This is a genomic window from Enterococcus sp. LJL99, from assembly GCF_054871725.1.
The window spans coordinates 54,821-78,073 of record NZ_JBTXLT010000003.1; the positions used below are offsets into that span (position 1 = coordinate 54,821).

The 23,253-nt window shown below is 33.2% G+C and carries 16 protein-coding genes and 1 pseudogene; 4 read left to right on the top strand and 13 right to left on the bottom strand.

Annotated elements, in window-relative coordinates; translation table 11 throughout:
* Positions 1–522: 522 nt before the first annotated feature.
* Positions 523–2,037, top strand: a complete 1,515-nt coding sequence (locus tag ACYSNW_RS05605) for a hypothetical protein (RefSeq protein ID WP_461743491.1) — start codon at positions 523–525, stop codon at positions 2,035–2,037.
* Between the two features lie 111 nt (positions 2,038–2,148).
* On the opposite strand, the gene ACYSNW_RS05610 is transcribed toward ACYSNW_RS05605, so the two are convergent.
* Together ACYSNW_RS05610 and ACYSNW_RS05615 are read right to left on the bottom strand one after the other, a co-directional pair.
* Positions 2,149–2,691, bottom strand: a complete 543-nt coding sequence (locus ACYSNW_RS05610) for a GNAT family N-acetyltransferase (protein WP_461743492.1) — start codon at positions 2,689–2,691, stop codon at positions 2,149–2,151.
* Positions 2,692–2,752: 61 nt separating this feature from the next.
* Entirely contained in the window at positions 2,753–3,478 is a 726-nt protein-coding gene (locus tag ACYSNW_RS05615; RefSeq protein WP_461743494.1) for a GntR family transcriptional regulator, read from the bottom strand.
* Positions 3,479–3,800: 322 nt separating this feature from the next.
* Here ACYSNW_RS05615 and ACYSNW_RS05620 point away from each other — a divergent pair, with 322 nt between their 5' ends.
* Entirely contained in the window at positions 3,801–5,183 is a 1,383-nt protein-coding gene (locus ACYSNW_RS05620) for a glycoside hydrolase family 1 protein (RefSeq protein ID WP_461743495.1), read from the top strand.
* Positions 5,184–5,267: 84 nt separating this feature from the next.
* Entirely contained in the window at positions 5,268–6,578 is a 1,311-nt protein-coding gene (locus ACYSNW_RS05625; RefSeq protein WP_461743496.1) for a PTS sugar transporter subunit IIC, read from the top strand.
* Between the two features lie 131 nt (positions 6,579–6,709).
* Here ACYSNW_RS05625 and ACYSNW_RS05630 read toward each other — a convergent pair whose 3' ends face one another.
* The 8 genes from ACYSNW_RS05630 to ACYSNW_RS05665 form a co-directional block, all read right to left on the bottom strand.
* Positions 6,710–7,771, bottom strand: coding sequence for a DUF5105 domain-containing protein (locus ACYSNW_RS05630; RefSeq protein WP_461743497.1), 1,062 nt, complete (start codon positions 7,769–7,771; stop codon positions 6,710–6,712).
* Between the two features lie 39 nt (positions 7,772–7,810).
* Entirely contained in the window at positions 7,811–10,429 is a 2,619-nt protein-coding gene (locus tag ACYSNW_RS05635; RefSeq protein ID WP_461743499.1) for a transglutaminase domain-containing protein, read from the bottom strand.
* Between the two features lie 71 nt (positions 10,430–10,500).
* Positions 10,501–11,028: a hypothetical protein gene (locus ACYSNW_RS05640; RefSeq protein ID WP_461743500.1), complete on the bottom strand. Its 528-nt coding sequence runs from the start codon at positions 11,026–11,028 to the stop codon at positions 10,501–10,503.
* A complete protein-coding gene (locus ACYSNW_RS05645; RefSeq protein ID WP_461743501.1) occupies positions 11,012–11,524 on the bottom strand; it encodes an RNA polymerase sigma factor in 513 nt (170 codons plus the stop codon). Before ACYSNW_RS05645 ends, ACYSNW_RS05640 begins: the two co-directional genes overlap by 17 nt.
* Positions 11,525–11,954: 430 nt before the next feature.
* Positions 11,955–12,119, bottom strand: coding sequence for a hypothetical protein (locus tag ACYSNW_RS05650; protein ID WP_461743502.1), 165 nt, complete (start codon positions 12,117–12,119; stop codon positions 11,955–11,957).
* A 547-nt stretch (positions 12,120–12,666) separates the two neighbouring features.
* A complete protein-coding gene (locus tag ACYSNW_RS05655) occupies positions 12,667–15,927 on the bottom strand; it encodes a Cna B-type domain-containing protein (protein ID WP_461743503.1) in 3,261 nt (1,086 codons plus the stop codon).
* A gap of 545 nt (positions 15,928–16,472) precedes the next feature.
* Entirely contained in the window at positions 16,473–16,940 is a 468-nt protein-coding gene (locus tag ACYSNW_RS05660; RefSeq protein ID WP_461743504.1) for a hypothetical protein, read from the bottom strand.
* A gap of 36 nt (positions 16,941–16,976) precedes the next feature.
* Positions 16,977–17,804, bottom strand: coding sequence for an HAD-IIB family hydrolase (locus ACYSNW_RS05665; protein WP_461743505.1), 828 nt, complete (start codon positions 17,802–17,804; stop codon positions 16,977–16,979).
* Positions 17,805–17,953: 149 nt separating this feature from the next.
* Between ACYSNW_RS05665 and ACYSNW_RS05670 the strand changes: the two are divergent.
* Positions 17,954–18,790 (top strand): annotated as a pseudogene (locus tag ACYSNW_RS05670) (aldo/keto reductase).
* A gap of 186 nt (positions 18,791–18,976) precedes the next feature.
* Here ACYSNW_RS05670 and ACYSNW_RS05675 read toward each other — a convergent pair.
* Genes ACYSNW_RS05675 through licT form a run of 3 tightly spaced genes read right to left on the bottom strand, consistent with a single transcriptional unit; the run spans position 18,977 to position 23,186 of the window.
* Complete coding sequence (locus ACYSNW_RS05675) at positions 18,977–20,413, bottom strand: glycoside hydrolase family 1 protein (RefSeq protein WP_461743506.1); 1,437 nt, start codon at positions 20,411–20,413, stop codon at positions 18,977–18,979.
* Between the two features lie 13 nt (positions 20,414–20,426).
* Positions 20,427–22,307: a beta-glucoside-specific PTS transporter subunit IIABC gene (locus ACYSNW_RS05680; protein ID WP_461743507.1), complete on the bottom strand. Its 1,881-nt coding sequence runs from the start codon at positions 22,305–22,307 to the stop codon at positions 20,427–20,429.
* A gap of 15 nt (positions 22,308–22,322) precedes the next feature.
* A complete protein-coding gene (licT, locus tag ACYSNW_RS05685; protein ID WP_461743508.1) occupies positions 22,323–23,186 on the bottom strand; it encodes a BglG family transcription antiterminator LicT in 864 nt (287 codons plus the stop codon).
* Between the last annotated feature and the right edge of the window lie 67 nt (positions 23,187–23,253).

Below are 23,253 nucleotides of genomic sequence, written 5' to 3' on the forward strand. Positions count from 1 at the left end.
CTTAACTCATTGAAATAAAGGCCTTATTCATTTGATAGCGTTATCAAAACTATAATTTTATTATAAGGACGGACCGTATCATTGAATAGTACATTTTCTTGCAACAAGTCTTTCTGCTAGTTGGGCAACTTGTTGCAAAGAAGGCACTCGCCATTTTTTTTATCTTGCATTGATTTATAGTATAAAGAAAGAGAGAAGAAATAATCAGCTTTTTTGATTATTTCTTCTCTCTTTTTTGGTTGTAATTAGTTAATTATAAAAATCGATGATAAAAGCTATTCTGCTTTTTTTCAATAAATACACGTTGTTATAATATAATATGCTTCTCTTACTCAAGTAAAGTTTTAAACAAAGAATTCAATCATTTATTTTTTTTAATCAATCAGCTCAAAAAATTATTCAATATAGTCATTAGTCTAAGGAAATTTCGATAAATAGAATCTGAATACCCATTTACTCGTATTACAACTGAAACAATATGTTAAAATAAAATCTATAACAAAATAGATTGGAGATTTCTAAATGCTACGGTTATTAGCAGCTTTACGCAGAGAGTGTGCAGAATTAAATCAACCTGCTGATGCAATCAAATACTGCTATAAAAAAATTATCTTTGACAAAGAAAACACAAAATTTTATAAAGAATGTCTCACTTATTTTTTGCTTAAAGAGAATCCCAATGAATTTTTAGCTACTTTTAAACAACTAAGAACTTACTCCTATGGACGAAGTTCTTGGAATTGGTTAGATATAAATGTGTCGATGTTCCATAAGACATCTAATGATGACTTCCCCGCTTTTTGGGGCTGGCTTATTTTCCATACAAATGGTTATGTTAGAGAATACGCACTTCAAAAATTCATTAGCTCACGACCAAGTAATTGTTTACGTTTTTTATTACTCACATTAAATGATCACTTACAAAGTTTACGTGTACAATCTTCAAATGAAATCAGCAAAATACTATTTTCTCTCCCTAAAGACGAGTTGATTTATTGTTTTCCTTTTATTGATCGTTTAGAAAACTTGGAACACGGAGAAAATCAAGAGCTTCATAGCACAATAAGTCATTTATTATTAAGACAGCCAGAGTTATTATTTACAGCGCAACAAAATGATCAATCATCTATTTCTCGCTATGCCTTTAAAGTAAGTTTCTCACTACCCGATGAATTTAGATTGCAAACATTGCAGAATGGTTTAAAAAGTACAGATAAAAGTGTTTTGATTTGGACTTTTCGAGAAATAATTAAGGAACCACTTTGGGAACAAACTTATTTAGATGAATTATTACACCACCCTGCGTCAATCGTTCGTAAATTCACCTGTGAATGGTGCTATAATTATCGACCAAAAGAAAAACGAATACTTGCTTGTTTATTAGACAGAGCAACTGTGATTAAACGTTTAGCACTTAAATATAGTAAAAAGCAGTTTCCAGAAATCGATTGTAGAAATTTTTATCTCGAGCATCTTAATGATTATCCAGTTGAAGTTTTTCATGGATTAGCACTCTTACAAGATCCCGAAGATCGAGTACGAATGTTAGCCTCTCGTCAATCTAATCGAAAAAAAATTAGGTTGTCTGTATTGCTTTGGGCCAAATGTTTACCACTAGAAGAACAAATCTCTCTAAACATTGATAGTTTAGCTGATTCTTCAAGGGATGTTAGAAATAAAGCAACTGAATCATTGATTCAAAATTACTCCCTTTTTATCAGGGAGAAACTCTTATCACTATTTAAAGAAAAACAAGATTTATCGCTCCAATTAGAAGTGCTAAAAATTTTAAATGTGGGAAATAGAATGGATCATTTTTTTGATTTGATTGCGATTTATAATTATGGAGCAAATCAACAAGTAAAAAGTGTAATCGAGCTACAACTCAATGGTTGGTACCTAAGTTGGAATAGACGTTTCTTTTTTAAATTTAGTTTAAAACAAAAAATTGAATTAGCTTATATTGTGAATAAAAATAGTTCTACCTACTCTTCTAGCCTACTTGAACTACTACTGAAAATAATTAAAACAAAATAACTAGCGCTTTTTATAGAAATAACTTGATACTTTCCTCATCATTGATAAATAAATAGGGCCTCCTCTCACTAAGTTACTTATGAGCGAAGCCCTATTTGGCTATATATAGTATTATTTTCTAATTTCTCTCTCCCAGTCATTTCTGGAAAGTTTGCTAAAATGTTCAATTCTAGTCTCATTCATTAAAGGAACGTCGATCTCATTTTGTGTGAATTGATAGATGAAGCCTACTTTTTCTTGCGCAATTTTTGATTGTTGGTTCCCATCGTAATAGCCACACCACATCGTTTCAATTCCCAAATCTTCAAATGAATAGCGTAAAATTTCTTTTAACGCTTCTGGAACAAGTCCTTTGCCCCAAAAAGGAACACCAATCCAATAACCAACTTCAGCATCTTTTGCTTCCATAAATGGATAACGTGGTTCCATAATCTCAATGCTACCAATCGCTACTTCTGGCGTTTCTTTCAAACAAATCGCATACTGTTGTTCTGAAACAAACACATTCGTTATAATATCTTCACTATATTCAACACTTGTGTGCGGTGGCCAACCTGTGATAGGGCCAACTCGTGGATCAGAAGCATACTTGTATAAGTTGGGTGCATCTGACAAATTCCATGGTCGCAAAATAATTCGCTCTGTAGATAACAACTTTAGTTCCTCCTTTTATACCAAATCATTCTTTCTAGCCTATCCAATTAAATATTAATTATTACGTATATTTCCGATTTAAATTGACTACGATAATGTCCCCTTTATCATAGCGATGTCGTGTTTGCGAAAATTCGAAAGGAACACCAGAATCAAGAAATACCACTTGATCCACCTCTAAAATCGGATCATTTTCTTCACAATTCAAATAGCGCTGATCATTTTCATTTGGGCGATCCGCATGAATACGCCGATTAGCAACACCAATACCAAATTCTAGCGTTTCTTCAATATGACTATAAATTGAATGATGCAGCACTTCTTCTGTCACACCAGGAATCACTTCAATTGGCATGATTGTATATTCTAGTAACAAAGGTTCTCCTTTAAAATAACGTAAACGAACAATATCATAAACGGGTTTCGCTTTATCAATCATCAGTTTTTCACACTCTAATTCAGTAGGAAAACGGATAGCAAACGTAATTATCTTACTTGTTACTTTTCCTTTTGAGCCAAGTAACTTTGTCACGCCTTCATAAATATCTGCTTTGCTGTCTAATTCTGATAACGTTCGTGCATTTTGTCGGACAAACGTTCCGGAACCTCGTCGACTGTATACAAGTCCTTCAATTCGCAAAATCTCCAAGGCTTTTTGAATCGTCATTCTACTCGTATTATATTCTTTGGCTAAAATAATCTGTTCTGGCATGGGTGCTTTACTGGTATAAATACCGTCAATAATTTTGGTACGAATATCAGCAGCCACTTCTTTGTACTTTACCATGAGAATTCCTCACATTCTTTATTTATAGTTGCATCCATCTAAGAAAAATCCAACAAAAAATCAGCTTGGTTTCAAGTTATTATTGTTGGAGACAAAATTACAAAAAAATTTTCATGTTAGCATTCACTTCAATTTTTATTTAACTTATTTTTCATTCTAGTTGAAGTTTTTTCAAATAGACTTTTATTTATTATAAAACTAAAGAAAAGCATTATCAACTTCCTTAAATGTTGTTCATTTAAAAATATATGACTTTACATTATATTCCTTATGTTGTAAACTCGAAATGTAAACGTTTACTAAAATTCAAAGGAGACTTAGTATGAAACCTAACAAAAAATTTTTCTGGGGTAACTCTGTTTCAAGTATGCAAACGGAAGGTGGTTGGAATGAAGGCGGAAAGTCATTGTCTGTTTATGATATTCGGGAAGCCTCTGAATTCGCTAGCGATTGGCATTTTGCAAATGACAACTACCATAATTTTGATGAGGATTTAGATTATATCAAAGATTTAGGAATGAATATGTATCGTTTTCAAATTTCTTGGAGTCGGGTTGTTACAGATGGTGATGGTGCCTTTAATGAAGAAGGGATTGCCTACTATGAACGATTGATTGATGGCTTACTGGCTCGTGGGATTGAACCGATGATTTGTTTGTATCATTTTGATATGCCGCTTCATTTAGCTAAAAAATATAATGGCTTAGTCAGTAAAGAAGTTTTACATGCATTTGTCCGCTACGGAAAAGAAATGGTGGATCGTTTTGCTTCAAAAGTGAACTATTGGATCGTATTTAACGAACAAAATTTGTATCATGTTTCAGAAGCTTTTAAAATCAGCGGCTATTTAGAAGGAGACCGGTCTACCGATGATCTATACAAAATTTTGCATAATGTGATGACTGCTCATGCTCGCATCGCAAACTATCTTCATGAAACAACAGATGCTAAAATCGGCGGAATGTTAGCTTATTCTGAAGTTTATCCAGCGACGAGTGATCCAAAAGACATTTTAGTCGCTAGAAAATGGGATGAATTTGTGAATTATACCTTGCTTGATGCGTATACTAAAGGTGTATATTCACATGAAATGATGACGTTCATCAAAAATAATCAAATCAAAGTCAATATTTTACCAGGTGAGCTTGAAGATATTGCAAAACAAAAAAACGACTTTTTAAGTTTTAGTTACTATGCTTCAACAACAATTAGTGCCGAAAAAATCCCAGAAGGAACCGCTCCTAATTTTTATCTTGACTATGGAAAAACAGATAATCCTAACATTGGAACAACAGAATGGAACTGGCAAATCGATCCTTTAGGTTTTAGAGATGTTTTAAACAAAATGTATCAACGGTATCGGTTACCCGTTTTCCCGATTGAAAATGGTGTGGGGGTTCAAGAAGAGTGGGATGGCGTGAATCAAATTGAAGATGATTATCGTATTCAGTACCATCAAGATCATTTGAAAGCCATGTATGATGCGATTTTCATTGATGGCGTAGAGGTTATTGGTTATCTCGGCTGGGGATTAATCGATATTTTGAGTTCTCAAGGAGATATGCGCAAACGTTATGGACTTGTCTATGTTAATCGTACCAATCATGACTTAAAAGATATGAAACGTGTTCCTAAAAAAAGTTACGATTGGTTCAAAAAAGTGATTGCTAGTGATGGTGCTATTTTATATGAGAATAAAAACTAACAACTATGAGTGTTTGTGAATTATTTTGTTGGCCGTTACCTTTTGATTGCAAACGGATGAATCATTTAAAAGGAGGGATTTGTTATGGAAAAAAAATCTAGTCAAAGAATGGATAAGTTTGTTGAAATTGCTTCGAGGATTGGGAATCAAATTCATCTGCGCACCTTACGTGATGCGTTCGCTACAATTATGCCGTTATTTATACTAGCTGGTTTAGCGGTATTAGTCAATTTTGTTATCTTTCCATTTATTTTTAATGGTGATACACTAACAACTATGCAACAATTTGGTACCAGTATAACAAATGGGACGTTAAATATCGCTGGTCTTTTGCTTTGTCCTGCTATTGGTTATTTCTTATCAAAAAACCGTCAATTTAGTAACCCAATTTCAGCGGCGATTATCGCTTTGGCGACATTAATTGTAATGATGCCGCTACAAATCAGTGTATCGCCAATCTCTGGTGAAACAGAAATTATTGCCAGCGGAGTCCTAAGTTTTTCAAATCTAGGAACTTCGTCTATGTTCGCTGGGATTATTATCGGTCTAGTGGAAACTGAATTGCTCGTTTTCCTATCGAATCGAAAACATCTGAAAATTGATCTTGGAAATGACGTACCGCCTGCTGTTTCGAAATCATTTAATATCCTTATTCCAGCACTTTTAAGTTTATCGATTTTTGCAGCATTAGCTTTAATTTTAAATATCACTTTAGGAACTGACCTAATCACATTAATTGTGACATTGATTCAAGAGCCATTACGTGGAATCAGTACTAGTTTATTAGGGTATCTTTTCCTGTATAGTTTAGGGAATTTTTTATTTACCTTCGGAATCCATCAAACGGTAATCAATGGCTCTTTTACAGAACCTTTTATGACGCAAAATATCAACGATAACATGCTGGCTTTAGCCAATGGAACAGAACCTCCGCACATTCTAACGGTTTCTTTCCAAACCGCATTTGCTCAAATGGGCGGAACAGGAGCAACAATTTCTTTATTGATTGCCATTTTTTTATTTTCTAAATTCAAACCTTATAGGGAAATTGCTAAACTCGCTGTTGCACCAGGTCTATTTGAAATCAACGAACCTGTAATTTTTGGTTTACCTATCGTTTTTAATATTCCAATGATGATTCCTTTTGTCTGTTTACCAGCTATTCAAACACTGATTGCTTATTTTGCTACTTCCATCGGATTAGTCAGTAAAACAGTGGTGCTAGTCCCTTGGATAACACCACCAATCATCAGCGGTTGGGTAGCAACTGGTGGCGATTGGCGCGCGCCTATTTTACAGATATTACTGATTGCTCTGGGTGTTGTCATTTATTTACCATTCCTAAAAATCAGTGAACAAGTTTCTAGAAAACAAGCAGAGATGGCTGTTAAGTAACAGGATATAGAAATATGCTTTTTACATTCATTAGCTCTATTGTTATTTGACTAAGAAAAAAAATGAGGTTGGAACAAAAGTAATTTTTACTTTAGTTTCAACCTCGCTTTGCTTATTTTTTTGATTTAAATCTAATCTACATCCCCTAAGAAAGCTCTTAATAGATATTTGTTTTCGTAAAAATCATCTTTCTTAAAGTCAATGCTCCATTTACCATCTTTTTTGCTCATTGTTACAAAAATATCGTTACGTGGTTCACCAACATCAGCAGTTGAATAAACCTCTTCTAACTTACTTACTGCATATTGTTCTTCTTTTTCAGAATTATAATCATCATTTTTATTATAGTATTCATCTTTCAATTTACTAATCAAATCATTCGCCGCTTGTGCCGAGATTCCTTTGAAATCAACCTTAACTTTGGCCATATCACCAATATTCCCAACAGAAGTCAAGGTAACTTCAATCGCTTCGCTTTGATTTCCAGCATAACTTTCAAAGGCCTTAGCTAAATCATCATCTGTTAATCGGTAGCTGTAAAACGTATCTTTCATCATATTATTGTATTCTTTAGTCACCATTTCGATTTCTGTTTTAGAATCATTGGCTACTAATTTTTCGTAATCATCATTTTCTTTTTGTAAAAAGACAACATCAATATAGGCTTGTAGAGCTTTGACAGGCTCATCTAATTCTTTTTTAGTCTTTTCATATTTCTTTAAATCTAGAGGCATTTCAACATCATCATGAGAATTTCCATCATCATCATAGCCGCTCGAACTAAAAGCTAGGCTATATTTTTTCCCTTCTTCTACCGCAAAAACAACGGTACCTGAAACACTTTTCTCTGAAGATAAATCGCCCGCAAGTGAAAAACCTTTGATTTTATTCTCATAATCTAGTTGTAACGGTTTGATTTTATCATCTTCGCCCTCTTCTAGTAAGTAAAAGGATTCATCAAAAATAAACATCTTATTTTTCGAAGTATTTTTAACTTTCAAATCCAGAGCTAAATATTCCTGTCCATCTTCATTGTCTCCGCCGATTGGCTCGACATAACGTCCATCTTTGATTGTTAGTTCAGCTACTTTACTTTTCGTTGTCGCATTTCCTGAATCTTTTTTTGTTGCATTGTTACAGGCAGCTAGTGTCAGCACCGCTACGATCATTATTATTAGTTTAAACTTTTTCATTTTCATTTCCCCCAATTAATTATTACTCAGCTAGTGATTTTATTTACTACTTTTTAGATAAATGACACCCATCCAATAGGTCCCCTGCATATCGTTATCTTTTGTTTGTTCAACAACTTTACTTCCTATTGAATAAAATTGTTCGTCTGTTAAATTGTAGCTCGTTCTTAATGAAGCTTCCCCATCTGTTTTAAGAGCAGTCACTAATTCCTTAACAATTTTATCTTCATCAAAATATTTAGCTTCCACATGATAATATTCACTCTCTTGATCTTTATCTGAAGCTTTGTAATCATTTAAATGGCTATTAATCACATAACGATCATCTTCCACTAAAACTTTCGTTGAAGCATTTCCCGGTATATTTAACAAAGCATTCGCCATAACTTCATTATCGTTATTTGTAACATCTAAGATATACCATTCATCCTCGATTTTCACTTTATTCCAAGCATGTGGTAAATCTCCTTCTAAATATCCTGTTACCACAATTGCCTCTAATCCAGCTTCATCTGCCAATAATTTAAAAGCTCCAGCATAACTAGCACAAACACCTACTTTATTAATTAGAACGCCATACGGTGTAAATGAATCGTTAAATTCTGCATCGACTTTTTCAAAATTATTTTTCTCTGCATTCTCTAAAGCACCATTGTCATACTCAGCGATTTCAGTCAGATAGGCATTGATTGCATATTCTTTTTCTAAGTCAGTCATGTCCTCTTTGATGATTTCTTTAACGACTTTTTTCACTTCTTTACGTAATTCTTCCTGTTTCTTTTTCATTTCTTCTGGTTTTGTATTATACGTAACTTTCAATGTTTGCCCAAAATCTCTGATTTGCGCACCTTCTGCTCCTAAAATCAATGGATTTTGATAAATGGCTTCCATCCAAGATTCAAACAACGTTTCCTGAACAAGCGCCTCTGGGAAGTCTTGAATATCGATTTCTGTTTTTCCATCTAGCATATTGATTGCTAAATATTCACTTAATGCGCTATTAGCTGTGATTTTATCATTTGTTTCTGAAACAGTTGCTTCTGAAGTTGTTTCTTTGGAATCTTTTTTACGTCTTCTTGTCGATTCTTTCTTTGAAGACGAAGTTGTTGATTCTTTACTAGTGCTATTTGATTCACTTGAACTTGACTTGGTTGCACTTGATTCATTTGTCGTCGATTCACTTGTTTTCGTTTTCCGGCGACGTTTTGTCGAACTACTTTCAGTCGTCTGTTCTTTTGAAGATTGACTACTGCTAGATTCTTTGGTAGCTGAACTACTTTCAGAGGTATCTTTTTTAGTATCTGTAGTTTCTTCTTCTACTTCTTCTGTCGTCATTTCAACTTGCGTATTTCCTGCTTTATTACGCAATTGATCTTGACGTTCTTTAATTTTTTCTAAATCTTCTTTCCAAGTTTTTGCATTGTAGGATTCTACTTTTGCTTTACCAGAGAACGGTGTTCCCTCCACCGTATAAGGGATCGTAATCAATTCAACTTTATGGGTCTCTAAATCGGATAAATCATCTTTTTCATAAGAACCCCAAAGTTCAGTATCTTCTTTGGCTTTAGTCGTATCATAATTAATTAATTTTTGAACTAGCGAACCATCGCTCATCGTCACCCAACGATAAGCAGGTAATAAACCCATTTCAGCTGCCGTTGTACTTCCTTCTTCTTCGCTACTTTTACCAATTTCTTCTGCGTAAGGAATACGTTTTGCCAAATCAGTAAGGCTGAGTGTATTACTCATTGAAGAGGTTCCATCTTCGGAAACAGCTACAACAGCATAACGATGTTCCGTATCATCTTCTTTTTGAATCGGGCCCGTTCCTTCACCATACTCTTTGATTACATCTTCTTTTTGACGATCGATTTCTTTTACTTTGAACGTTGTAAATTGTGCGCCTGGTTCTGCCTCAAAGCTAGTACCTTCTGTAATTTTTTCTCGAACAAAACTTTGTCCTGCGACTCCTTTATCCGTCTTATAGTCTACATCGACTAGATAATAGTAATCCGCACCTTCTAATTCGTTCCAAGAAAATTCTGGTGTCCCTTCTTCAGTAAGAGATAGTTTCAAACGTAGGTCTCCAGTTATTTCATGCGCAATTCGAATTGGGGTAACTAATGGTTTATCTAATGGTTCACCAGTTTCTAAATCAACCTTGACAGCCATATAAACTTCAGATAAATTTCCCCAGTCCTGGTTATCATCTTTTTCAAACAACATTAGATTGCCATTTTCATATCCATAATCTTTTTTGTTTACTTCAAGTTGGCTAACCGCAGCTACTGCTGAACGAGGAGGTAAAACTTCGATAAAGGTATGGTCGTCATCCATATTAAAATGAGTTCCAATTCCTTGCGTTAAATTTGAATCCTGATAAATTTCTACGACTTCTCTAAAATCTTTCATGCCTAAATCAAGTGGCGAAAAATCAATGTCTAACTTAATTGGTTCATTTCGCTGAACAGTCAATTTCTCACCCGTATAATCTAACTGTCCGTCGTCATATTTAGCTTTTACATCTGCAGCTACTTGACTCGCATTTAATTGTTTGCCAAGATCAACTGCTGTTGAATCGTCTTTGCTTTTATTTTGATTACAACCGCTTAAAGCTAAGGTTGCAAGCAGTACCCCAAACAATACCTTCTTTTTCATTTCACTACTATCTCCTTTCAATAATTACCTTTCTACTACTAATACCCCACAACCAATAAAAAGGTTACAAACTAAAATTTATTTTTTAAATACTCAACGAATTCTTTTTCAGTCACCTTTGTTCCTGTCACGTAATAATAGGTTCCATTTACTTCATAACCTGCATAATAATTTCCAAGTTTATCTTTAGCAATCAGTATTTGGTGTCCTTTTACTTTGCTTGCTTTTACTTCTTGTAAAAAATCTGGAATAATCGTTTTCTCTTTAGAAGAAATTAGTTTTATCGAATCGGTGACTTTTGTTTCTTGCTCCGTTCGTCTACCAAATGTTGGATTTAATGAAACATTTGTTTCTGCAATTTCCTGAACAGATATATTATTTTGCGTTTTAATCACTCCAATTACAATGACTAAAACAGCTGCGCTGACAATAGCCATATAACGAAAATTTATTTTAATGATTGGTCGATTAGTCTGCTTAGATGTTGAATCAATTGCTTCTTTTTTAATCATTTCTTTGCGTACTTCATTTTTTGTTCGTTCAATTAATTCTCTAGGAGCTTTTATTTTAGATAATTCTTCCTCATATTTTCCCTTCATTGACTAAATCTCCTTTCAATAAATCCCGCAACGCACCTCTAGCTCTTGAAAGCCTTGTCTTGACACTTGATTCTGATTGTTCCAACAACTGACTAATCTCACGAATGGAATAGCCTTCTAAGTAAAACAAATGAATGACGATTCTTTGCGCTTCTGGTAACTCCCAGCATGCTTCTAATACATTTTCTAACTCATCATCTTTAACTACGACTTCCTCAGCAAATTGCTCATCTGCCATAGCAACTGTTTTTTTACGCCACGCTGAATTATATTGTTTATGACAACAATTGATGGTGACTCTGATTAACCATGGTTTGATATGCTCTTCTCCTTGAAGTGTATCTATATAGTTAACTAATCGTAAAAATACTTCTTGAAAAATATCATCTGCATCACTTTTTTTCTTCATTTGTACATAAGCGATTCTATATACCATATCAGCATATGTCTCTATTATTTCTTCAATATCCAACGGTGTCCCTTTGCCTTTATTCATTGTTCTCCTCACTTCTAATACCTTTTATCTGATAAAAAGGTTACAGTTTTTTGTACTATAGAACCACCTTCTATTATATCCTTAATTCTAAACTTTTTTTATATTTTTTGATAAAAATTATCATCTCAATTAACAAATTTCTGTATTTAGTCATGTTTTTCAAAAGCTAGTAAAGAAGTTCGATATCCAACTCCAGTAAAAAATAAGCAACAACTCACAAAAATTTGGAAAACACCTAGTAGAAATCATTCACCATTGAATGAAAACTGTTCGTGTTTCTAATCATTTCGTGAGTTGTCGCTTATTCATTGTTTTCATAAAAAACAAATACCACTCATAAATTGTTAGCTTTAATTTCTCTACTTATAACAAAACTTTTAAACAGACAAATGCATCGGATAGGTCAAATAATTCAACTGATCAACTTTTGTCAGAACATTCGCCATTTTTGTTTGATTTTAGCTTCAACCTGAAGGATCATTTGTTCTGAAGAATCCATGATGGTCAACAGCTTCACTTTATCTCTAAGTGGTAAACTAACCAAACCCGTTCCCCAACCATAATCTAACATTTTAGAATTAGCCGTAGTTAACAACTCTTTTTTTTACTCTTATGGAAATGATACTTGTTACAAATTCTCTCTCAGGTGTATCATACCTGGAAGCTATCGAATTAAATATCTCACTCATAACGTTTTCCTTTCTTTTTATCATCTAGTTGTTTGAACTCGATTTTAACGCAAACAATTTACGGTAACAATAAATATAGAGTACCATCTACTAAAACAATGATTGAAAATAATTTATTTCCACGTAATAGAACCTATTGTCTTTTTATTTCCCTAAAAACGTTTATTAAAAATACTTTAACTAAAACAAATAAGTGATAGATTAAGAAAATCATTGCTAAAATCCTTGTAGTCTATCACTTATTTTCATGATGGTACTTCTGTATCCGATATTAATTCACTTTATCTTTGAAAACTAAACAAAAATGTTTTTAATTTTGTATTATCACCTAAAATAAGTGGAAATCATTCGATACTATAGTGATTGTTACTTAATATCTACTTGACTATCGGAGCTAATCGCTTTTTCCTAGTCATTTCATTCAAAGGTTTTATTTTTATACCATCCTTCTTATTATTTACTTTCTTTCCCTTGTTTTTTTCTGATCACAATAGAGATAATCACACTTAAAAACAAAATACCGCCAATAATTGGTAACCATTTCGATACTTTTTCACCAGTATTTAGTAAATTACCTGTCACTGGTTTTTGCACAGATGGTGTCGAATCATTTGGTTGGTTTGGTTCATCAGGTTCGTTGGGTTTTGGTGGTGTTTGTTTCTTAGTATTTGTAATGATGATATTATGCATATCTGAATCATCAATTGTTGTTTCGTAGTTTGGATTATTCGTGAGTTCATCCACCGAATAAATAATGACCACACCATTTTCGGCTACATCTAAATCATTCCAAGTGTATGTCCAATGATTCGCTTCATTCAAGGTTACAGGTTCTCCATGTTTATTGCCTTTTGCATACAGCTGAACTTGAATATCCTCTGGACGAACACCCTCTTTATCATCATTATCTTTCCAACGTTTGATAACCGTTATACTAGTCTTTTGGGGCTTATAATGGTTAGTGATTGTGGTTCCGTCAATGCTTGTTTCATACTCTGGAACTTTTTCTTCCGTTACAGTATACTCAATCTTTTTCCCGTCTTTATAAACAGGCAGATTGGTAAATTCGTAACTCCAATTATCTTTTTCAGTCACTTTTTTTGAAGCTACTTTTTCGCCATTTGCTAGTAGATTTACCGTGATTTCTTCTGGACGTTTGCCGTCTTGATTATTTCCGTCATCCCATTTTTTATTTCCTTTTAGCTCGGTTACTTCTGGTTTGTAATGATTGGTGATCGTGGTTCCGTCAATGCTTGTTTCATACTCTGGAACTTTTTCTTCCGTTACAGTATACTCAATCTTTTTCCCGTCTTTATAAACAGGCAGATTGGTAAATTCGTAACTCCAATTATCTTTTTCAGTCACTTTTTTTGAAGCTACTTTTTCGCCATTTGCTAGTAGATTTACCGTTATTTCTTCTGGACGTTTACCGTCTTGGTTATTTCCGTCATCCCATTTTTTATTTCCTTTTAACTCAGTAATTTCTGGTTTGTAATGATTGGTGATCGTGGTTCCGTCAATGCTTGTTTCATACTCTGGAACAGCTTCTTCTACCACTGTATAGTCTATTTTCTTTCCATCTTTATAGACAGGTAGATTGGTAAATTCGTAGCTCCAATTATCTTTTTCGGTCACTTTTTTTGAAGCTACTTTTTCGCCATTTGCTAGTAAGTTTACCGTTATTTCTTCTGGGCGTTTGCCATCTTGATTATTTCCGTCATCCCATTTTTTATTTCCTTTTAACTCTGTCACTTCGGGTTTGTAACGATTAGTGATCGTGGTTCCGTCAATGCTTGTTTCATACTCTGGAACCGTTTCTTCTGTCACTGTATAGTCTATTTTCTTTCCGTCTTTATAAATAGGCAGATTGGTAAATTCGTAGCTCCAATTGTCTTTTTCGGTTACTTTTTTCGTTGCTACTTTTTCGCCATTTGCTAGTAGATTTACCGTTATTTCTTTTGGACGTTTCCCGTCTTGGTTATTTTCGTCATCCCATTTTTTATTTCCTTTTAACTCTGTCACTTCGGGTTTGTAATGATTGGTGATTGTGGTTCCGTCAATACTTGTTTCATACTCTGGAACAGCTTCTTCTGTCACTGTATACTCGATCTTTTTTCCATCTTTGTAGACAGGTAAATCATTAAATTCATAACTCCAATCACCTAGAGCATTAACTTGCTGTGACTGGATGATCTTTCCATCAGCTAATAGATGAACAGTGATTTTATCAGGTCGTTTTCCATCCTGATTGTTATTGTCATCCCACATTTTTTGACCATTTAGTTTAGTCCTTTCGGGTATGTGGCTGTTTTTAAAGATAACTATCGTTCCGTCGTCTTCATCTGGATAATCTGTTTCTGTTTCATAACCATTAAGTGTTTCAATTTTTTCATTGTCAGGGCCATCAAATAATTCTTTTGCTGTATACTTATATATATTTCCTTTTGAATCTTTGATTGGCAATCCACCCCATGTTGCAGTCCAATTATTTTCTTTATTCAGAACTTTTGGGTTATCAGATGAATACAAAACATCATTCTGATATAAAGCAACATAGATTTGTTTCGGTCGCATTCCATCTTGATCATTATTATCATCCCATTCTTTTTGGGCTTTAAAAGCTGTCAAATCACCTAAATCTAACTTCCGATAATCCGTTAGGTGTTTTTTCATTTTTCCATAATATCCAATTGGTTGATAGCCATTGTAGCTTTGATAATACAAAATATAACTTTGCTTAGATTCGATTTGGGCATTCCCTTTCATTGTCAACGTTCCTTTTTCAGTGCTTTCTATATATTTCTTAGGAACTTTAAAGTTGATCACTGCTAGTTGATTGGCCCCAGTTTCATTCTTCGTGATTGTATATTCTACTTCATTTGTAATATCTTGCTCTATCGTTTGTCCATGTGGAATCCAACCAAATGTCAACCCGAACGAATCTTGATCGACATTTACCATAATTGAATCATCAATATTTTGTCCGTTGACTACTGCAGAGTACAGATAGTTATCTTTATCTGTTCCTTGAGTCTCAATAGGTTCAATATTGATTTTTGCCTCTTCGATTTTTTTATATAATTCTTCATAATCAACAACATTAGTTTCTTTTTGTTGTTCGGCGGTTTCAAGTAATTGCTTTGTGATTTCATTATTATTGATTGTTCTAGCATATGAATCACTAAGCATTGTTCTTGGATTCGTATAGCGCCAAATAACTAATTGCGTTGCCGCATATTTTGTTTCCATAGTAGCTTTTTCAAATACATCGAGTGTACTAGGTTTAGTCTGATTCATTGATTCATAATAGTTTTCAATCAACCAAGCAATGGCCGCTTTGTTCTTTTTTTCAATGTCTGGAAGAGAACCAGCATTGATAGTCATATCATTAGGATCGACCCAAGCTGGTTTTCCATTCACGAAATAAGTAGAGTTTCCTTGCGGATATGAAATATAGCGTCGCATACAAAAATATTCATGATCATTTTCATCCTGAATAATATATAGTTGCTTTAAGTCGTTTAGATTAGAAAAATCTTTTAGTTCCACTTCAGGATCAACAGTCGTTCCATCTTTTAAGGCTTTTCCCTTGTGGACACCATAAATTAGTGGAAATTCTTGAGCAGTTTCTTTTTCTGATGCTTCAGCTTGCATAAAAGATCCGCTAAATAAAAAGACAAATAAAATACTTAGAAATATATTTTTTTTGTTCATAGACATTCTCCTTTTAACGTTAGTAATAAAAAAATTTAGCATTGTCTTATAATTCGACAAATATTTTGATGTTTTAACTAGGGTACGTTATTTTAATCGATCATGGATTATCAAATTATCGTAACCTTCTTGATAGATTAAACGTAAATTTTTAACTGATTGTCCCAACCTTATTTCTTCTTATTCATTTATCCCTCTCCAATTCTTTTATTTATAATAAATTTAAACGCAATATATATTTTTAATTTTTTTAAATATAAGAGTGCGCAAAAAAAATAGTATATCCCAAAAAAACAAATATATTATGATTATACATATATTTTCCTGTTAATATTTCTTGAATTAATAATGCCTGTTATTATTTATGTAATTCTATTTTCCAAAAAAAGGAAAAGTTATAGACATAAGATAAACGTTGATGTATAAATAAAAATCACTTTTATTAAAAAAAAGAAAAAAACTGTTGTATGATAAACAACAGTTTCTTAAACTAATTCAATTTAAATGTAAAATAAAAATCTTTTTATTTGTATAATAAAATTATTCTAAAAATATATCGAATTAAACATTCTTTTTTCCAACCAAGTTAACTCTGCAAACAGCTCTTTACTTAAATAAGCTTGATATTTTTCTTGAATATATGTTTGATTTATAGTGACATTCGTATTTTCGTTTATTAAAATATCTACTCCTGCTGGTGTCACCAAGGACTTTGCAAATTTTATTATTAGTACTTGCTCATCTATATATATAACAGTCCATTTACTTTTTAGTAATTTTAAAAGTCCTGCTCCTCTCCAAATAAATTCATTTTCTTCAAGAGTATCTATCCCAATTATTGTTTTCAGCCTATTCTTTTGCTTATAACAAACGGTATCCTTAAACGTTAATGGAGAGCTCTTCATTTTTTCGTAAGTAATTTGCGGATGTATTCTATTGCCACTTGTCCACATTGGAAAAGTTGTTGCGATAATATGCCAAGTTCCTTCAAGTCCATTTTCGTAATCAGCCATATAATTCCCCTTTTTACACACCTTATCCTAAAGCGACTAAATTAGAACTTCATAAAACATATCAATTACATATTTTGCTTGTTTTTGTAACGATTCCTCTGAATGACTCATACAGTATGAATGTTCAAAATTTTGAAACATTGATAAATCATTAAATGAATCACCTACAACTGCAACATCATTATATTTGATAGTAAGTAAATTTGCTAAATATTCCGCACTTTCCCCTTTACTAACTCCTTTGGGATTAATATCGATAGAATAAGGACCAGTGATTTGAAAATTAACTACTTGTGGATCTAGAAGTTTGGTTAATATTTCAAATTTTTTCTTAGTCTCCTCTTTATTTTTGGAAACAACACAGACATTAGCCACTTCTTCAGAGATAGAATTGGTAGTTTGACGTTCAATTTTTGGTGTAATTTTACCGAATACTTTATCGATAAGTGTAATATCTAATTCTTTTTTATAAAAATGAGTATTATAGGTTGAGTAGGCATACGGTATTTTTTCTTGTTCTAATTGATTTAAAATAATAAAAAGTAGCTCTTTAGTGTATACATTTTTGTGAATAAGTTGGTTTTCTCTATTAAAAATAAAACTGCCATTTTGAGTGATTTTAAACATTTTCTCATGAATAACAGGGTCTGTAGCAGCTAAAATATCTGGAAGTAATCGCCCTGTAGAAACCGCAAAGGTACGATTCATTTTCAAAAATTTTATAAGTGCAACTCTATTTTTTTCTGGTAACTTGCTGTTCGCAGGATCATATTCATTATTTTGTTCTTTATTAAAGGTTAACGTTCCATCCATATCGCTAATAACTAATTGATACATACAATCGCCCCATTTTCTATTTATCATATACTTAAATCATACTGATTAAACCAAATAAAAGCAATGAAAGAACTAGTTTTAGTCGTCTGATTTTAACTACTCATTAAAACAAATCATTCACTCAAAAAATAAGCTATGCTATAGTAAAATTATACTAACTTAGGAGGAAAATTGATATGATTGAACAAACATTGCATTTATCTGATGGCTATTCTATCCCATGTATTGATTTCGGTACATACTCCTTGAACGGATCAACAGGTGCACGTGTAATAGAAACTGCATTAAATACGGGATATCGTTTAATTGATAATGCTTTTAGTTATGAAAATGAAGGCGCAGTTGGTCAAGCAGTGTGTAATAGCAGTATTCCCCGTGATCAAATTACCGTTACCTCTAAATTACCTGGCCACCACCATCAATACAAAGAAGCTTTAGCTACTATTCAAGAGTCAGGTTTAAGAACAGGTTTAGACTATCTTGACCTTTATTTAATCCACTGACCCAATTCTCAAGAAAATCATTATATCGAAGCTTGGCAGGCTTTAATTAATGCAAAGAAATGGGGTTGGATCCGATCAATCGGTGTTTGCAACTTTTTACCAGAACATTTATTGCGACTTGAAACAGAAACTAGTGAATTACCTGTGGTTAATCAAATCGAATTGCATCCATTCTTTAATTAAGAAAAGTAACGTAAATTAGATGCCTCTAAAGGTATTATTACAGAAGCATGGAGTCAGTTAGGTAGAGCGAATGCTGTTTTACAAAATGAAATTATTGAAACCATTGCATATTCCCATGGAAAAATAATTCCTCAAATTATATTACGTTGGCAAGTACAATCAAATGTTGTACCAATTCCTAAAGCTTCTCATATTGAGCGAAAAGAACAGAATTTAGCTATTTTTGATTTCGAATTAACCAAAGAAGAGCTTCGTCTGATTGATGGTTTGACTCAATCAACTGGTAGAATCAACCAACAAGATCCAGCTATTTATCAAGAATTCTAAGACGTACAATCTAAAACACGGTAAAACTTAACTTAATAAATTGACTAAAAACTAGCTATGGCAAAAATTTAATTTTTACCATAGCTAGTTTTTAATAGTTTATTTAACTTAATTAATTACCCCTAGAATCAGTAAACTAAGTAGCTAAGTACTTTATCCAATGTCTAACTTATTTGTATATTTACATTAAATACTCTGACCGTCACTTTCAATAACTTCTTTATACCAATAATAACTATCTTTTTTGTAACGATTCAATGATCCTCCGGCTTCATCTCGATCAACATAGACAAATCCATAACGTTTTTGATACCCATTTAACCAACTAAGTAAGTCGGTAAATGACCATGTACAGTACGCCCAAATTTCACAGCCTTCTGCTGCTGCAATCATTAACTCTTCGATATGTTTTGCTAAAAATTCGATTCGATAAGGATCATGTATTTGTTTGTCATCCGTTACTTTGTCAAATGCTCCTAAGCCATTTTCAGAAACAATAATTGGTAAATCATATCTACTCGTGATTTCTTTACATGCATAACGTAGTCCCATTGGATCAATCGTCCAATCCCAATCCGTTGTTTCTAGGTAAGAATTGCTTGGATTTTTATAGAGTCCTGGAACACCAGTCACTTGATTAGTTCCTTTTTTACCAGTAGTATTCATCTCTCCATAAGGGGTTACACCATCTATCGGATTGTATGCACAAACACTTGTCTGATAATAATTGACACCCATAAAATCAATCAAACCAGCGGATTTTTTTAATAGCACTTGATCTTCCTTCGTAACTTTAGGTGCTACACCTTTTTTCTCTAAATAGTTATACGCATTTCTCGGATAGCGACCATAGGCATAAACATCCATCCACCAATAATTTTTTAAATTATCAAAATCGACTTTAGACATCGCGTTGATAGGATCACAATCTATCGCATAGCTAGGACTATAGGCAAAGCTAGCACCAATTTTTCCATCAGGTATAATTTCTTTAAAAGCAATCACTGTTTTGGCATGCGCTAAGAAAACATGGTGATTTACTTGATAAAATGTTTTTTCATCATCGAACTTACCAGGCGGATGTAACGCTGTCATCCACCCCAAACTAGTAAAGATATTTTGCTCATTGATTGTTATCCAATAATTGACTTTCCCTTTAAAATGATTAAATAACGTTGTCGCATAGTGAACAAAATCAGTAATGATTTGAGGACTTTCCCAACCGCCGTATTCTTCTACTAACGCTTGAGGGATATCCCAATGATATAAAGTGACCATTGGTTCGATGTTATATTTCAAACATTCATCAATTAGTTCTTCATAAAATTTTAGTCCTTTTTGGTTTACTTCTCCACGACCATTTGGAAATATACGCGTCCATGCAATTGAAAAACGATAGGTTTTCAGTCCCATCTCGGCCATTAACGCAACATCTTCTTTATAGCGATGGTAATGATCTACCGCAACTTCTCCTGTTGATTCTTCAAATGTTTTCCCAGGAATTTTTACAAATTCATCCCAATTGGATAACCCTTTTCCATCTTCTTGGTAGGCTCCTTCAATTTGATAAGCTGCTGAGGCACTGCCCCATAAAAAGCCCTTTGGCATCTGTATTTTATTCATTCGTTTCTTCCTTTCAAATTATTGCTAATAACTCATCTTGTTCTTTCACTTCACCGTATTTTGTAACGTTGATTTCCATAAAATCATTTGAATTAGTAACAACAATTGGTGTTGTTACATCATATCCCTCAGCGATAATTTTTGTTAAATCAAAAAGTAATAATGTATCGCCTTTTTTTACTTCCTCTCCTACTTTTACTTGAGGAGTAAAATATTTCCCATTCAAATTAACTGTTTCTAGCCCTACATGAATTAATAATTCAATTCCTGTAGAAGTTGTGATTCCAATTGCATGACCTGTTTCAAAAAACACATCGATTTTTCCGTCACATGGCGCAACTACTTTGCCTTCATTTGGAATGATGGCCGCCCCTTTTCCTAAAAGGTTATCTGAAAAAGTGACATCATTTACTTCTTTTAATTGTATAACTTTTCCGTTCATAGGGCTATAGACTTTTTTATTTATTGTTAAAGGTTCAATTGTTGATTCCTCAATTTCTTCTTCATAAGCAGAATCTTTAATATCTTCAAACCCAATTAAATAAGTTGCGACAAATGAAGCAACAATTGTCACCACTGCAGTTATTAAAATATAAATCAATGATTCTGGTCTACCTTTTTCTATATATTGAGGAATAGTGATTAAAGCAGGCGTAGCTACACCAAATGCCTTCAATTGGAAAAAGCCGCCGACTAGTCCCCCAATAACAGCTCCAATACAGGCCCCTAGCATCGGTTTTTTCAAACGGACAGTAACACCATAAAGAGCAGGTTCTGTTATTCCAGCAAGTAATGCTGAAAAGGCAGAAGAACCAGCTACTTGCTTTAAATCTTTATTTTTTGATTTAATTGAAACAGCAAGTGCAGCTGCTCCTTGTGCCATATTAGAACAAAATTCAGCAATACAAATAAATGCTTCATAACCCGTTGTTGCTATCATGCTTAATTTTATTGGCGTAAATGCGTGATGCATGCCAGCCATAACAATAAATGGATAAATACCTGCAATTAACCCGACTGCTATAAACCCTAATTTATCGTGAATTGTATAGATAATCGTAGAAAGTGCATTTCCAAGCATTGCTCCTAATGGACCTACAATAACTAAAGCAATAGGTGCTGTAATCAAAAGGATTAGCATCGGTTTCAAAAAGTTTTTAGTTACCGCTGGCGTTATCTTATCAACCAAAGGCTCAATATAAGACAAAATCCATACAGATAAAATAATCGGAATCACTGAATAGGCATATGAAGCATACGTAACCGGAATTAGATTAAAAAAGCGAACAGTTTCACCAGCATTTTTGGCATTATCCATTAAAGAGATAAAATTCGGATGTAGCATTATTAATGCTATACTTGCTGCATAATAGGCATTCGTTTTGAATTTTGCTGCGGCAGAGACTGCAATTAGAACAGGCATAAAGAAAAATGCGCCATCACCAATAACCGAAAGTAATTGATAGGTCTGGCTACTTTCACTTAACCAACCAATCATTGGTAGAACCGTCAATAATACTTTGATCATTGCCGCCCCAATCAAAGCTGGGATAACAGGTGCCATACATCCTGAAATAACATCTAAAATTGTAGAAAAAATATTTTGTTTTTCTTTTGGTTTTTCAGGTTCATTCACACCTGCTACTTCAAAATTTCCTAATTTAATAATTTCTTTGTACACAGCGTTAACTTCATTTCCAATAATGATTTGGTATTGTCCACCCTTTTTCATTACTCCTAAAACACCTCGTGTATTTTCAACTGCTTCATCATTAACAATGGTTTCGTCTTTTAACACAAACCGTAATCTAGTCATACAGTGAACCACACTAATCACATTTTCAGGTCCACCGATTTTTTTTAAAATTTGTTCCGCAACTTTTTGATAATCCATATTTCCCATCCCTTACTAGTTTATTAATTGTGCATTTTTGGTGATTTTTTCTATATGAAGAATTAAATATAATTGTTCATCTGTATTTATTGAATAGCTATATTTTTGCATTAAAAAATTAGCAATTTTCACAACACATTCATAGCTACTTACATATTTTTGCTTAAACACTTCAAAAATATCATCATTTTCACTTTTATAGACTTGATGTTCAATAATCCGTTGAGCAAAAAATTTCAAATGAGTTACAAATCGATGATAGTAAATCGAGTCTTCACTAAATTCCATCCGAAAAGTGTATTTAATAATATTAATTACTTCTTGCATCAATTTTGAAATATCATTAATGTCCACTAGATGATCTAGCTGCCCATTCACTAAATGTTGCGCAATATATGCTGCCTCATCTTCCGCAAACGAAACACCAAATTCAGTATCGATTTCTTTTAACGCTAGTAGCCCTATTTCAAATTCATCTTTAAATAAACGTCGTATGTCCATTAATAATGGATTTTTTACTTCTATTCCTTTTTTTGAACGTTCAATAGCTCCGTGGATGTGTTCTGCCAAAGTTACATAAACAATGTCATCAATTTTCTTATTATATTCCTTCTCTAAAAGAAAGATGATTCTTTCTGTAACAGCTAAGTATTCTTCTGAAATATTGGAAAAAACCGCTTTAAATCGATCATTAATCTTAGTATCTGAATTAGAAAAAATTTTGTATCGACCATCTAATTTAATTTGTTGCCCATTCTTTTTTCCAAAAGCAAGCCCTACTCCCATCACAATCACTTCGTCTCCATTGTCATCATAGGATATAAAAGCATTATTATTTAAAATTTTTACAATTTTGATAAGTACCCCTCCTTTACGCAAAAAAGAAACCTCAAAAAAGCCGTTCTCTAAAAGAAAACGCCTTCTTATGAGGTTTTGCCTGCACGAC

Excerpts from the sequence above, each read along its gene's own strand:
- ACYSNW_RS05605 (WP_461743491.1), top strand. The coding sequence starts at position 523 with ATGCTACGGTTATTAGCAGCTTTACGCAGAGAGTGTGCAGAATTAAAT.
- ACYSNW_RS05615 (WP_461743494.1), bottom strand. The coding sequence starts at position 3,478 with ATGGTAAAGTACAAAGAAGTGGCTGCTGATATTCGTACCAAAATTATT.
- ACYSNW_RS05620 (WP_461743495.1), top strand. The coding sequence starts at position 3,801 with ATGAAACCTAACAAAAAATTTTTCTGGGGTAACTCTGTTTCAAGTATG.
- ACYSNW_RS05625 (WP_461743496.1), top strand. The coding sequence starts at position 5,268 with ATGGAAAAAAAATCTAGTCAAAGAATGGATAAGTTTGTTGAAATTGCT.
- ACYSNW_RS05630 (WP_461743497.1), bottom strand. The coding sequence starts at position 7,771 with ATGAAAAAGTTTAAACTAATAATAATGATCGTAGCGGTGCTGACACTA.
- ACYSNW_RS05635 (WP_461743499.1), bottom strand. The coding sequence starts at position 10,429 with ATGAAAAAGAAGGTATTGTTTGGGGTACTGCTTGCAACCTTAGCTTTA.
- ACYSNW_RS05640 (WP_461743500.1), bottom strand. The coding sequence starts at position 11,028 with ATGAAGGGAAAATATGAGGAAGAATTATCTAAAATAAAAGCTCCTAGA.
- ACYSNW_RS05645 (WP_461743501.1), bottom strand. The coding sequence starts at position 11,524 with ATGAATAAAGGCAAAGGGACACCGTTGGATATTGAAGAAATAATAGAG.
- ACYSNW_RS05655 (WP_461743503.1), bottom strand. The coding sequence starts at position 15,927 with ATGAACAAAAAAAATATATTTCTAAGTATTTTATTTGTCTTTTTATTT.
- ACYSNW_RS05660 (WP_461743504.1), bottom strand. The coding sequence starts at position 16,940 with ATGGCTGATTACGAAAATGGACTTGAAGGAACTTGGCATATTATCGCA.
- ACYSNW_RS05665 (WP_461743505.1), bottom strand. The coding sequence starts at position 17,804 with ATGATAAATAGAAAATGGGGCGATTGTATGTATCAATTAGTTATTAGC.
- ACYSNW_RS05675 (WP_461743506.1), bottom strand. The coding sequence starts at position 20,413 with ATGAATAAAATACAGATGCCAAAGGGCTTTTTATGGGGCAGTGCCTCA.
- ACYSNW_RS05680 (WP_461743507.1), bottom strand. The coding sequence starts at position 22,307 with ATGGATTATCAAAAAGTTGCGGAACAAATTTTAAAAAAAATCGGTGGA.